The following is a 12,482-nucleotide window of genomic DNA, read 5'->3' on the forward strand; positions in this document are numbered from 1 at the left end:
AGGGTGCCATAAATAACCAGGGCGCCATGAATGGCGCCCCTACAGTGCCGCTCGCAGGGGACGCATTCATGCGCCCCTGGCCCAGGCTGAACACCAAAAAATAAGGGCGCCATAAATGGCACCCTGGATCTCTCCCGCTTAACGTCGTTTCAGCAACAGATAGAGACTGATAGCGAAGAAAGCGCCGCTGGGCAGGATTGCCCCTAATATTGGCGGCAAGCCATAGACCAGGCTCAGCGGACCAAAAATCTGATCCAGCACGTAGAACAGGAAGCCGAAGCTGATACCCGTCACCACGCGCACGCCCATCGATACGCTGCGCAGCGGTCCGAAGATAAAGGAGAGCGCCATCAGCATCATGACCGCTACCGAAAGCGGCTGGAAGATTTTACCCCACATATTGAGCTGATAACGGCCCGACTCCTGCCCGCTCTGCTTCAGATATTTACTGTAGTTATACAGTCCGCTGATAGAGAGCGCGTCCGGATCCAGCGCCACCACGCCCAGCTTGTCTGGCGTCAGGTTGGTTTTCCACTCGCCGTTCAGGCTCTGCGAACCGGTGATCTGTTTTGGATCGGTGAGGTCTGACTCATCCACCTGCGCCAGCTCCCACCGCTTACGCGCCTGATCCCAGGTCGCGGTGGCCGCATAGCGCACGCTCTGCAGACGGCGCGCGTCGTTAAAACGGTAGATGCTGACCCCATCAATCTCGTTATCGCCCTTGATGCGTTCGATATAGATAAAGTCGTTGCCATCCTTCGCCCAGAGGCCGTTCTGCGTGGAGACCAGCGACCCGCCGTAAAGCTGCTGGGCGCGGAAATTACGCGCCATCTGCTCGCCCTGCGGCGCCACAAACTCGCCGACGGCCATGGTCAGCAGCACCAGCGGGATCGCGGTTTTCATGACGGACAGCGCCACCTGCAGGCGGGTAAAGCCGGACGCCTGCATCACCACCAGCTCGCTGCGCTGAGCCAGCGTGCCGAGGCCAAGCAGCGCGCCAAGCAGCGCCGCCATCGGGAAGAAGATCTCGATATCTTTCGGCACGCTCAGCAGGGTGTAGTAGCCCGCATCCAGCGCGGAATACGCGCCCTGCCCGGTTTTGCGCAGCTGATCGACAAACTTGATAATGCCCGACAGCGACACCAGCATGAACAGCGTCATCATGATGGTGTTAAAAATGGTTTTACCGATATAGCGGTCAAGAACCTTAAACATCACACCGACCCTCCGCGGCTGAAACGCGCCCGCAGACGACGCATCGGCACGGTATCCCAGGCGTTAAGCGCCACCGCCAGTGCCAGATACGCGACGTTAACGGTCCACATCCAGATAGCCGGATCGAAGCGCCCTTTGGCCGCATTGGAACGCAGCGAACTCTGCAGCAGGAAGAAGATCAGATAGAGCAGCATCGCAGGCAGCATCGACAATACGCGGCCCTGACGTGGATTGACCACGCTAAGCGGCACCACCATCAGCGCCATAATCAGCACCGAGAAAACCAGCGTCAGACGCCAGTGCAGCTCAGCCTGGAACTGCGGCGTTTTAGTGTTGATCAGCGTAAGCAGATCGGCCTGATCGGCATCGTTAGGATCGAGCGTCGCTTCTTTATAGCCCACTACCGCCTGATAGTTCACAAAGTCAGTGATGCGGAAATCACGCAGCAGCGCGGTACCTTCAAAGCGGGTGCCTTTATCCAGCGTCACCACCTGCGAGCCATCCTTGCGCTGCTCCATATGGCCGCTGTCCGCCAGCACCACCGACGGACGCGCGTTGCCTTTAGGCCGCAGCTGCGCGAGGAACACGTTGCCGAAGGTGTTGCCTTTCACATCCTCGACAAACAGCACGGTATTGCCGTCGCTGGAGGTCTGGAACTGGCCTGCGGCCAGCGCAGCAGCGCCCGGGTTCGCTTTGGCATTCTGCGTAACCTCATCCTGGTAACGCGATGACCAGGGGCCGAGCCAGATCACGTTGACCGCCGCCACCAGCGAGGTCATCAGCATCAGGATCATCGCCGCTTTAACCAGTAACCCTTTACCCAGGCCGCAGGCGTGCATCACCGTAATTTCACTTTCGGTGTATAGCCGGCCCAGCGTCATTAAAATCGCCAGAAACAGACTTAAGGGTAAAATAAGTTGCGCCATTTCAGGCACACCGAGTCCTAACAAGGTCAGAACCAGATTTGTGGGGATTTCGCCATCCACCGCCGCCCCTAAGATCCTGACTAACTTCTGACAAAAGAAGATTAGCAGCAGGATAAACAGGATAGCCAGCTGGCTTTTGAGCGTTTCCCGAACCAGATATCTAATAATGATCACGCTTAGTACGCCTGTGAAAACTTGTCTTTTTGCAGGAAAATCGCTAGTTTCAACGCTTATCAGCCATTTTTCTTCATCAATGGCCGTATTGGTCGCTAAAATGGTCTGTTAATGCGTCAGGGTGGTGAAAAAATATCATATTGTCACCCCACTCATTATGACCAGCGGCGTTAAATTGTCATGGCGTCGCGCCAAATAATGGGTGACGAACGCGCTACATTCTAACGACAGCTACGGCCGTTGTCTTTAAGATTCAGGAGAGTGCATGGAGTTCAGTGTAAAAAGCGGCAGCCCGGAAAAACAGCGGAGCGCCTGCATTGTTGTAGGCGTTTTTGAGCCGCGCCGTTTATCGCCCATTGCCGAACAGCTGGATAAAATCAGCGACGGCTATATCAGTGCGCTGCTGCGCCGCGGCGAACTGGAGGGCAAAGTCGGCCAGACGCTGCTGCTGCACCATGTGCCGAATATTCTCTCTGAACGTATTCTGCTGATTGGCTGCGGCAAAGAGCGCGAGCTGGACGAGCGTCAGTATAAGCAGGTGATCCAGAAGACCATTAACACGCTGAATGACACCGGCTCCATGGAAGCGGTCTGCTTCCTGACCGAACTGCATGTTAAAGGCCGCAACACCTACTGGAAAGTGCGCCAGGCTATCGAAACTTCGAAAGAGGCGCTCTACAACTTTGATCAGCTGAAAAGCAATAAAGTTGAGTCGCGTCGTCCGCTGCGCAAGCTGGTGTTCAACGTCCCGACGCGTCGCGAACTCACCAGCGGTGAGCGCGCTATTCAGCATGGCCTTGCCGTAGCAGCCGGCGTGAAAGCGGCAAAAGATCTCAGCAACATGCCGCCAAATATCTGTAATGCGGCCTATCTCGCTTCGCAGGCACGCCAGCTGGCGGACGCTTACAGCAAAAACGTCACGACCCGTGTTATCGGCGAACAGCAGATGAAAGAGCTGGGCATGAATGCCTATCTTGCAGTTGGTGCCGGTTCGCACAATGAGTCGCTGATGTCGGTCATTGAGTACAAAGGCAACAGCGATCCGGACGCGCGTCCTATTGTGCTGGTGGGTAAAGGGCTGACCTTTGACGCCGGCGGCATCTCTATCAAGCCTGCTGAAGGCATGGATGAGATGAAATATGATATGTGCGGCGCGGCCTCGGTCTATGGCGTAATGCGCATGGTGGCAGAACTCAATCTGCCGCTGAACGTCGTGGGCGTGCTGGTGGGCTGTGAAAACATGCCGGATGGCCGCGCAATGCGCCCGGGCGATGTTCTGACCACGATGTCAGGCCAGACGGTGGAAGTGCTGAATACCGATGCTGAAGGTCGTCTGGTGCTGTGCGACGCCCTCACCTACGTTGAACGTTTTGAGCCTGAAGTGGTGATTGACGTGGCGACCCTGACCGGTGCCTGCGTAATTGCGCTGGGTCATCACGTCAGCGGCCTGCTTTCGAATCACAATCCGCTGGCGCATGAGCTGATCAGCGCTTCTGAACAGTCAGGCGACCGCGCGTGGCGGCTGCCGATGGCCGATGAGTATCAGGAGCAGCTGGAGTCGAATTTTGCCGATATGGCGAATATCGGCGGACGTCCGGGCGGTGCGATTACGGCCGCCTGCTTCCTGGCGCGTTTTGCACGCAAATATAACTGGGCGCACCTCGATATCGCCGGCACCGCATGGCGCTCCGGTAAAGCCAAAGGCGCTACCGGTCGTCCGGTACCGATGCTCTCTCAGTTCCTGCTGAACCGTGCGGGTCTGAACGGCGACGATTAATCGGTATTGCGCGTCCTGTGGCGGCATTTCCCCCGTAGGGGCGCCATTCATGGCGCCCGGTTTGATGCGCGTGCGGAACGTGATGACGCCATTCATGGCGCCCGGGGGTGATGCGCGCGCGAGACGTGATAACGTTCAAAATGGCGCGGTGTTTGACCAGGGGCGCATAAATGCGCCCCCTGTGGCGGCATTTCCCCTGTAGGGGCGCCATTCATGGCGCCCGGTTTGATGCGCGTGCGGAACGTGATGACGCCATTCATGGCGCCCGGGTTGACGCGCGTACGGGACGTGATGACGCCATCAACAACATTCCTGCTGCTGATATCGGCCTTAATGTTGGACGCACGCCGCGCGCTGACGCACAATGCTCTCTGTTGTTACTGATGGAATTTAGCCCGCCATGAAAAACGCCACCTTCTATGTTTTAGAGTCAGAAAGCGCCAGTGATGGCCTTAGCGCTATTGAAGCGCTGGTGTGCGATCTGGCTGCTACCCGCTGGCGTGAAGGCAAACGTATCCTGATCGCCTGTGAAAGCGAAGCGCAGGCGAACCGGCTGGATGAGGCGCTGTGGCAGCGCCCGGCTAACGCCTTTGTGCCACATAATCTGGCGGGTGAAGGCCCGCGTTACGGTGCGCCGGTAGAGCTTGCCTGGCCGCAGCGCCGCAGCAGTGCGCCGCGCGATTTGCTGATCAGCCTGCTGCCGGCATTCGCAGATTTTGCCACCGCTTTCCATGAAGTGATAGACTTCGTACCGTATGAAGAATCCCTGAAACAACCGGCGCGCGATCGCTATAAAGCCTATCGTAGCGTTGGTTTCCAACTGAAAACGGCGCCACCACCCCCGCCGCAAACGACATAGCAGAAATGGACAAGACATATAACCCGCAAGATATCGAGCAGCCGCTCTACGAGCACTGGGAACAGCAGGGCTACTTTAAACCGAATGGCGACACCAGCCAGGAAAGCTTTTGCATCATGATCCCGCCGCCGAACGTCACCGGCAGCTTGCATATGGGTCACGCCTTCCAGCAGACCATTATGGATACCATGATCCGCTACCAGCGCATGCAGGGTAAAAATACCCTGTGGCAGGCGGGCACTGACCATGCCGGTATTGCGACGCAGATGGTTGTAGAGCGTAAGATCGCCGCCGAAGAGGGGAAAACGCGCCAGGATTATGGTCGTGACGCCTTTATCGATAAAATCTGGGAGTGGAAAGCGGAATCAGGCGGCACTATTACCCGCCAGATGCGCCGCCTCGGCAACTCCGTGGACTGGGAGCGCGAGCGCTTCACCATGGATGACGGCCTCTCAAATGCGGTGAAAGAAGTTTTTGTGCGCCTTTATAAAGAGAACCTGATCTACCGTGGCAAACGCCTGGTAAACTGGGACCCTAAACTGCGCACCGCTATCTCCGATCTGGAAGTAGAAAACCGCGAAAGCAAAGGCTCGATGTGGCATATCCGCTATCCGCTGGCGGATGGCGCGACCACGGCAGACGGCAAAGATTATCTGGTTGTCGCCACCACCCGTCCGGAAACCCTGCTGGGCGATACCGGCGTTGCCGTCAATCCGGAAGATCCACGCTATAAAGATCTGATCGGCAAAGAGCTGATCCTGCCGCTGGTAGATCGTCGCATTCCGATCGTGGGTGATGAGCACGCCGATATGGAAAAAGGCACCGGCTGCGTGAAGATCACCCCGGCGCACGATTTCAACGACTATGAAGTGGGTCGTCGTCACAAGCTGCCGATGATCAACATTCTGACCTTTGACGGCGATATCCGCAGCCGTGCCGAGGTGTTTGACACCAACGGTGAAGCGAGCACCGCCTGCTCCGATGAAATCCCGGCGGCGTTTCAGGGTATGGAGCGCTTTGCCGCGCGTAAAGCGATTGTCGTTGCCGTGGATGAAGCGGGCCTGCTGGATGAGATCAAGCCACACGACCTGACGGTGCCGTACGGCGATCGCGGCGGCGTGGTGATTGAGCCGATGCTGACCGATCAGTGGTACGTGCGTACTGCCCCGCTGGCGAAAGTTGCGGTAGAAGCGGTAGAGAACGGCGACATCCAGTTTGTACCGAAGCAGTATGAAAATATGTACTTCTCCTGGATGCGCGATATTCAGGACTGGTGTATTTCACGCCAGCTCTGGTGGGGGCATCGCATTCCGGCGTGGTATGACAACGACGGCAACGTCTATGTCGGCCGCACCGAAGAAGAAGTGCGTCAGGAAAATAATCTGGCTGCAGACGTGGCGCTGCGTCAGGATGATGACGTGCTGGATACCTGGTTCTCCTCCGGCCTGTGGACCTTCTCTACTCTTGGCTGGCCAGAGAACACCGAAGCGCTGCGCACCTTCCACCCCACCAGCGTGCTGGTGAGCGGCTTCGACATTATCTTCTTCTGGATCGCGCGCATGATCATGCTGACCATGCACTTTATCAAAGATGAAAACGGCAAGCCGCAGGTGCCGTTTAAGACCGTCTATATGACCGGTCTGATCCGCGATGAAGAGGGACAGAAGATGTCGAAGTCGAAAGGCAACGTCATCGATCCGCTCGATATGGTTGATGGGATTTCGCTGGAAGCGCTGCTGGAGAAACGTACCGGCAACATGATGCAGCCGCAGCTGGCGGAAAAAATCCGCAAGCGCACCGAGAAGCAGTTCCCGGACGGCATCGTGCCATCAGGCACTGACGCCCTGCGCTTTACGCTGGCCGCGCTGGCCTCAACCGGACGCGATATCAACTGGGATATGAAGCGTCTTGAAGGCTATCGCAACTTCTGTAATAAGCTGTGGAACGCCAGCCGCTTTGTGCTGATGAATACCGAAGATCAGGATTGCGGTCAGCAGGGTGGCGAACTGAAGCTGTCGCTGGCGGATCGCTGGATCCTGAGCGAGTTTAACCGCACGGTGAAAGCGTACCGTGAGGCGCTGGACAGCTATCGCTTCGATATCGCGGCCAATATTCTCTATGACTTCACCTGGAATCAGTTCTGCGACTGGTATCTGGAGCTGACCAAGCCGGTGATGAACAGCGGCAGCGAAGCGGAGCTGCGCGGCACGCGCAACACGCTGGTAACGGTGCTGGAAGCCCTGCTGCGTCTGGCACACCCGATTATTCCGTTTATTACGGAAACTATCTGGCAGCGCGTAAAAGTGCTGAAAAACATCGATCATGACACCATTATGCTGCAGCCGTTCCCGCAGTATGACGCGGCGAATGAGGATGCCGCAGCGCAGGCAGACATTGAGTGGATGAAACAGGCGATTGTCGCGGTACGTAATATCCGTGCTGAGATGAACATCGCGCCGAGCAAGCCGCTGGATGTGCTGCTGCGCGACTGCTCCGCTGACGCACAGCGTCGCGTGGAAGAGAACCGCAACTTCCTCTCCCGCCTGGCGCGTCTCGCGAGCCTGACGATCCTGCCGGCGGGCGACAAAGGCCCGGTCTCTGTGACCAAGATCGTCGAGGGCGCAGAGCTGCTGATCCCGATGGCCGATCTGGTCAACAAAGAGGCGGAGCTGGAGCGTCTGGCAAAAGAGCTGCTGAAGCTGGATGTTGAGATTGAGAAGATCCAGACCAAGCTGGCGAACGAAGGCTTTGTGTCGCGCGCTCCGGAAGCGGTGGTCGCGAAAGAGCGCGAGCGCGTGGCGGAGATGGAGCAGTCAAAAGCAAAACTGATTGAACAGCAGGGCGTGATTGCGGCATTGTAAGCGCTTAAGACCTGTTCGTTAACCGAAGCCGGGCTCTGCCCGGCTTTTTTATTACCGGAATTCTGCCATGAGCACCCTCACCTCACTGAATCTGCAGGTCCGCCCGATCTGCGCCGCGGACAACCAGCCGATTGCACAGGTGATCCGCACGGTGTCAGCCGAGTTTGGCCTGACCGCGGATAAAGGCTATACCGTCGCCGATCCCCAGCTTGATAGCCTGTTTGAACTCTACAGTACCCCAGGGAGCGCCTACTGGATTGTGGAGCTGGAAGGCAGCGTCGTGGGCGGCGGCGGCATTGCGCCGCTGGCGTGCAGCGCGCCCGATATCTGCGAACTCCAGAAGATGTATTTTCTGCCGCAGGTGCGCGGGCTCGGCCTGGCGCGTGAACTGGCGCTGCGCGCGCTGGCGTTTGCCCAGGCGCAGGGGTTCCGCCGCTGCTATCTGGAGACCACCGCCAGCCTGACGCGGGCGATTGCGCTTTATGAAGCGCTGGGATTTACGCACATTGACCGCGCCATGGGCTGTACCGGTCACGTCGATTGCGAAGTGCGGATGCTTAAAACGCTGGCGTAGAAGCCCGCACTCAGAACGCGGGCACGCCGCTGTGAAAGCGCAGCTCCGTATCCGGCTCGCCGATCAGGCGCGCTTCCGCTGCGCCGATCGCCTGCACGCGCGGTGTAATATCGCGCGGTGAGATCTGCGCTGCCAGCGCAAGGTAGTCCTGATAGTGACGCGCTTCTGAACGCAGCAGCGAGATATAGAACTTCTCCAGCTGCGCATCCAGATGCGGTGCCAGGCTGGCAAACCGTTCGCAGGAGCGCGCTTCAATATAGGCGCCGCAAATCAGCTTATCCACCAGCGTATCGGGCTCATGGGTGGTGACCTCCCGCAGCAGCCCTTTTGCATAGCGGCTGGCGGTGATTTTGCGGTAAATCAGACCGCGCGCCTGCATGATCTCCCATACCTGATAAAAGTGGTGCAGCTCCTCTTTGATCAGCAGCACCATCTTCTCCACCATCTCATCCGCCCACGGCAGTTCGTTGCGCACGATAACGCTTTTGGTCAGATTTTTATGCGCATTGATGAAGTCGCTGCTGTGCGCTTCGCCAAAGACAAACGCCTCATAAGGTTCGAGCCACGCCAGAATCGCCTCACCGCTCGGTTTATCTGCCACATATTTACGGATCAGCCATACGGCGGTCTGTGCCGCTTTCAGCTCACATACCATGTGATCGGTCAGCAGCAGCGTAAGATTTTCCGGTTTGCGCGCCTCTGCGATCCACGCCTCAGGCGTGCGACAGTGCAGGAACTGGTGGATGGGTGCTAATAGCGGGGCGTAATTCATCGGTGGTCTTTACAGGCAGGTAAGTGAAACGGGCGACAGGCGCCGCCCGGTACAATCAGTGACGGACGCCGTTATCCTCGCCGTCGTCGTCCATCTCTTCATCTTCGTCTTCGTCATCTTCCGCGTTGGGATCTTCGAAGTAGGTACCCCAGCCGTCATAATCGACGTTGTATTTGCCCACCAGGTTCACCAGCTGCTCAACCTGCGCATCGATCAGTTCAGGTTTCAGGGCAGATTCGCTGAGGATATCCACACACATTACCGTGGTGCCATCTTCCAGCTCCAGCTCTTCCGGCTCGGTGACTTCATAGCCCAGCTTAAACGCATCAACTGCCGCTTTTTCCAGCGAGTCGAAGTTGTTGCAGGAGAGATGATGTTCAATGGTGTAGAGCGCGTCCGGATCGCTTCCGTCATCCAGCAGCTCTTCGATGATCAGACGCGTCTCTTCGCGCTGTTCTTCCAGCAATGCTTCGTATGCCATGTGTGAGTCCTCAAAATGGTGGCAGTGAATGCAATTATTTTCCCATACTGCCTCGCGCGCCACTACACAAAACAGAAAGTTTATTTGCGCCGGGGTTGAAAATGAATATTCATACCATTAAATTGAATTTTAATTCATTATTAAGCAGCTTACGGAGCAAAGCATGAGCCAGTTATATTCGAAACATTTCCTGCGGTTGCTGGATTTTACTCCGGCAGAGATCGCCAGCCTGCTGTCGCTGGCCGCTGAATTAAAGCAGGCCAAAAAAAGCGGCAGTGAACCGCGCTACCTTACCGGCAAAAATATTGCGCTCATCTTCGAAAAAGACTCGACCCGTACCCGATGCTCTTTCGAAGTTGCCGCTTACGATCAGGGTGCAAACGTGACCTATCTCGGGCCGGGCGGCAGTCAGATTGGGCATAAAGAGTCGATGAAAGACACCGCCCGGGTGCTGGGACGCTTCTATGACGGTATTCAGTATCGCGGCTATGGTCAGGCGCTGGTGGAAACTTTGGCTGAACACGCCGGTGTACCAGTGTGGAACGGTCTGACCGATGAGTTTCATCCTACGCAGCTGCTGGCCGATCTGCTCACGATGCAGGAGCAGCTGCCGGGTAAAGCGCTGAGCGACATGACGCTGGTGTATGTGGGCGACGCGCGCAATAACATGGGCAACAGCATGCTGGAGGCCGCCGCGCTGACGGGGCTCGATTTGCGTCTGGTAGCGCCTGAAGCGTGCTGGCCGGAGAGCGGGCTGGTAGAGACGTGCCGGGCAGCGGCGGCGCAAACCGGCGGCAAAATTACGCTGACGGAGAATATCGCCGAAGGCGTGCAGGGTGCAGACTTTATCTATACTGACGTCTGGGTCTCTATGGGCGAGGCGAAATCGGTGTGGGAAGAGCGTATCGCTCTGCTGCGCCCCTATCAGGTTAACAGCGCGATGCTGGCGCTGACCGGTAATCCGCAGGTGAAGTTTCTGCACTGCCTGCCCGCTTTTCACGATGACAAAACCACGCTGGGCCAGCAGCTGGCGGCGCAGTACGGACTGGAAGCCGGAATGGAAGTCAGCGACGAGGTATTTGAGTCGGCGCACAGCGTGGTATTCGATCAGGCGGAAAACCGCATGCACACCATTAAAGCAGTGATGGTGGCCACGCTGGCTCAGCGCTGATTAACGCCAGGCAAACGTTTACTTAGCGCTTGCTGCCCGCCCGCGAATGCGTATAATGCGCCACAATTTGCCGGAGGAAATATGCCACAGCGCCAGCCACATTTTGCCGCTCCCGTCCGCCTGAACGCAGGCGGCACCGCTGTTTCTTTCCGCTATTCACCGATCGTTATAAAGCCCCTGTAAAGGGGCTTTTTTTTGTCCGCTATCCGGCAGCACTGAGGAGAAAGCTATGGCTAACCCGCTATATCGCAAACACATCATTTCCATCAACGATCTTAATCGCGATGAACTGGAGCTGGTGCTGCATACCGCTGCCCGGCTTAAGGCGCAGCCGCAGCCTGAGCTGCTGAAGCATAATGTGATTGCCAGCTGTTTTTTCGAAGCCTCTACCCGGACCCGCCTCTCGTTTGAGACGGCGATGCATCGCCTGGGGGCATCGGTGGTCGGGTTCGCCGACGGCGGTAACACCTCGCTGGGCAAGAAAGGCGAAACGCTGGCCGACACCATTTCCGTCATCGGCACCTACGTTGACGCTATCGTGATGCGCCATCCGCAGGAGGGTGCGGCGCGTCTGGCCACGGAATTTTCCGGCGGCGTACCGATCCTCAACGCCGGCGATGGTGCGAATCAGCATCCGACGCAAACCCTGCTCGATCTCTTTACCATCCGTGAAACGCAGGGGCGGCTTGATAACCTCAGCGTCGCGATGGTCGGCGATCTGAAATATGGCCGTACCGTGCACTCGCTTACGCAGGCGCTGGCAAAATTCACCGGCAACCGTTTTTACTTTATCGCCCCGTCAGCACTCGCCATGCCCGCCTATATTACCGATATGCTGGATGAACAGAACATCGTCTGGACGCGGCACGACAGCATTGAAGAGGTGCTGCCTGAACTCGACATTCTTTATATGACACGGGTGCAGAAAGAGCGTCTCGATCCGTCAGAGTACGCCAATGTTAAGGCACAGTTCATTCTGCGCGCCGCCGATCTGCACGGCGCGCGCGGCAATATGAAGGTGCTGCATCCGCTGCCGCGCGTGGATGAGATCGCCACCGACGTCGACAGCACGCCCCATGCCTGGTATTTCCAGCAGGCGGGGAACGGCATTTTTGCCCGCCAGGCGCTTCTGGCGCTGGTACTGAATAGCGAACTGACAGACTAAGGAGCCGACGATCATGACCCAGGATAATAAACTGCAGGTAGAAGCGATTAAACGCGGCACGGTAATCGATCATATTCCGGCCCAGACGGGATTTACGTTGCTGTCGCTGTTCCGCCTGACGGAAACCGAGCAGCGTATTACCATCGGCCTTAACCTTCCTTCCGGCGAGATGGGACGTAAGGATCTGATCAAAATCGAGAATACTTTTCTTACTGAAGATCAGATCAATCAGCTGGCGTTTTATGCGCCGCACGCTACGGTAAACCGTATCGAAGAGTATGAGGTGGTGGCCAAAATTACCCCAACGCTGCCGGCGCGCATTGAGCAGGTGCTGACCTGCCCGAACAGCAACTGTATCAGCCGCAGCGAGCCGGTTTTCTCCAGCTTTGCGGTAAAGCAGCGTGAAGATGATATCCACCTGCAGTGTAAATATTGCGAGAAGTCGTTTGCCCGCCATGTGGTGCTGGGTCACTGGTAATCATCTGACCGCTCCCTATAATGGGAACC

12 protein-coding genes are annotated in these 12,482 nt (G+C 57.1%); 8 read left to right on the forward strand and 4 right to left on the reverse strand.

The window, feature by feature from the left end; all coding sequences use genetic code 11:
* Positions 1-138 precede the first annotated feature (138 nt).
* Positions 139-1,215 carry an LPS export ABC transporter permease LptG gene (lptG, locus tag C1Y41_RS12800; RefSeq protein WP_039382335.1) on the reverse strand — a complete coding sequence of 359 codons (1,077 nt, stop codon included), beginning with the start codon at positions 1,213-1,215 and terminating at the stop codon, positions 139-141.
* A complete protein-coding gene (gene lptF / locus C1Y41_RS12805) occupies positions 1,215-2,315 on the reverse strand; it encodes an LPS export ABC transporter permease LptF (RefSeq protein WP_071669130.1) in 1,101 nt (366 codons plus the stop codon). Before lptF ends, lptG begins: the two co-directional genes overlap by 1 nt.
* A 265-nt stretch (positions 2,316-2,580) precedes the next feature.
* Between lptF and pepA the strand changes: the two genes are divergently transcribed.
* The 5 genes from pepA (at position 2,581) to C1Y41_RS12830 (ending at position 8,386) form a co-directional block, all read left to right on the forward strand.
* Entirely contained in the window at positions 2,581-4,092 is a 1,512-nt protein-coding gene (pepA, locus tag C1Y41_RS12810) for a leucyl aminopeptidase (protein ID WP_104085584.1), read from the forward strand.
* Positions 4,093-4,262: 170 nt separating this feature from the next.
* Positions 4,263-4,496 (forward strand): hypothetical protein, encoded by a 234-nt coding sequence (locus C1Y41_RS12815; RefSeq protein ID WP_104085585.1) that lies wholly within the window; start codon positions 4,263-4,265, stop codon positions 4,494-4,496.
* Positions 4,493-4,951 (forward strand): DNA polymerase III subunit chi, encoded by a 459-nt coding sequence (locus tag C1Y41_RS12820; protein WP_039382327.1) that lies wholly within the window; start codon positions 4,493-4,495, stop codon positions 4,949-4,951. Before C1Y41_RS12815 ends, C1Y41_RS12820 begins: the two co-directional genes overlap by 4 nt.
* A gap of 5 nt (positions 4,952-4,956) precedes the next feature.
* Complete coding sequence (locus C1Y41_RS12825; protein WP_104085586.1) at positions 4,957-7,812, forward strand: valine--tRNA ligase; 2,856 nt, start codon at positions 4,957-4,959, stop codon at positions 7,810-7,812.
* 67 nt (positions 7,813-7,879) lie between these two features.
* On the forward strand, positions 7,880-8,386 hold the full coding sequence (locus tag C1Y41_RS12830; RefSeq protein ID WP_039382322.1) for a GNAT family N-acetyltransferase: 507 nt from the start codon (positions 7,880-7,882) through the stop codon (positions 8,384-8,386).
* Positions 8,387-8,396: 10 nt separating this feature from the next.
* Here the strand turns inward: C1Y41_RS12830 and C1Y41_RS12835 are convergent, their stop codons facing one another.
* Both C1Y41_RS12835 and rraB read right to left on the reverse strand, forming a co-directional pair.
* Positions 8,397-9,158 (reverse strand): tRNA-(ms[2]io[6]A)-hydroxylase, encoded by a 762-nt coding sequence (locus C1Y41_RS12835; RefSeq protein WP_039382319.1) that lies wholly within the window; start codon positions 9,156-9,158, stop codon positions 8,397-8,399.
* A 55-nt stretch (positions 9,159-9,213) separates the two neighbouring features.
* Complete coding sequence (gene rraB, locus C1Y41_RS12840) at positions 9,214-9,639, reverse strand: ribonuclease E inhibitor RraB (protein WP_039382316.1); 426 nt, start codon at positions 9,637-9,639, stop codon at positions 9,214-9,216.
* Between the two features lie 163 nt (positions 9,640-9,802).
* Here rraB and argF point away from each other — a divergent pair, with 163 nt between their 5' ends.
* The 3 genes from argF (at position 9,803) to pyrI (ending at position 12,453) form a co-directional block, all read left to right on the forward strand.
* Positions 9,803-10,810: an ornithine carbamoyltransferase gene (gene argF / locus C1Y41_RS12845; protein ID WP_071669132.1), complete on the forward strand. Its 1,008-nt coding sequence runs from the start codon at positions 9,803-9,805 to the stop codon at positions 10,808-10,810.
* Between the two features lie 229 nt (positions 10,811-11,039).
* Positions 11,040-11,975 (forward strand): aspartate carbamoyltransferase, encoded by a 936-nt coding sequence (gene pyrB / locus C1Y41_RS12850; RefSeq protein ID WP_039382311.1) that lies wholly within the window; start codon positions 11,040-11,042, stop codon positions 11,973-11,975.
* A 13-nt stretch (positions 11,976-11,988) separates the two neighbouring features.
* Complete coding sequence (gene pyrI / locus C1Y41_RS12855; protein WP_039382309.1) at positions 11,989-12,453, forward strand: aspartate carbamoyltransferase regulatory subunit; 465 nt, start codon at positions 11,989-11,991, stop codon at positions 12,451-12,453.
* Positions 12,454-12,482: the final 29 nt, after the last annotated feature.

The organism is Pantoea sp. ICBG 1758 (assembly GCF_002928325.1).
In the GTDB taxonomy this organism is placed as follows: Bacteria; Pseudomonadota; Gammaproteobacteria; order Enterobacterales; family Enterobacteriaceae; genus Pantoea; species Pantoea eucrina.

Excerpts from the sequence above, each read along its gene's own strand:
- lptG (WP_039382335.1), bottom strand. The coding sequence starts at position 1,215 with ATGTTTAAGGTTCTTGACCGCTATATCGGTAAAACCATTTTTAACACC.
- pepA (WP_104085584.1), top strand. The coding sequence starts at position 2,581 with ATGGAGTTCAGTGTAAAAAGCGGCAGCCCGGAAAAACAGCGGAGCGCC.
- C1Y41_RS12815 (WP_104085585.1), top strand. The coding sequence starts at position 4,263 with ATGCGCCCCCTGTGGCGGCATTTCCCCTGTAGGGGCGCCATTCATGGC.
- C1Y41_RS12820 (WP_039382327.1), top strand. The coding sequence starts at position 4,493 with ATGAAAAACGCCACCTTCTATGTTTTAGAGTCAGAAAGCGCCAGTGAT.
- C1Y41_RS12825 (WP_104085586.1), top strand. The coding sequence starts at position 4,957 with ATGGACAAGACATATAACCCGCAAGATATCGAGCAGCCGCTCTACGAG.
- C1Y41_RS12830 (WP_039382322.1), top strand. The coding sequence starts at position 7,880 with ATGAGCACCCTCACCTCACTGAATCTGCAGGTCCGCCCGATCTGCGCC.
- C1Y41_RS12835 (WP_039382319.1), bottom strand. The coding sequence starts at position 9,158 with ATGAATTACGCCCCGCTATTAGCACCCATCCACCAGTTCCTGCACTGT.
- rraB (WP_039382316.1), bottom strand. The coding sequence starts at position 9,639 with ATGGCATACGAAGCATTGCTGGAAGAACAGCGCGAAGAGACGCGTCTG.
- argF (WP_071669132.1), top strand. The coding sequence starts at position 9,803 with ATGAGCCAGTTATATTCGAAACATTTCCTGCGGTTGCTGGATTTTACT.
- pyrB (WP_039382311.1), top strand. The coding sequence starts at position 11,040 with ATGGCTAACCCGCTATATCGCAAACACATCATTTCCATCAACGATCTT.
- pyrI (WP_039382309.1), top strand. The coding sequence starts at position 11,989 with ATGACCCAGGATAATAAACTGCAGGTAGAAGCGATTAAACGCGGCACG.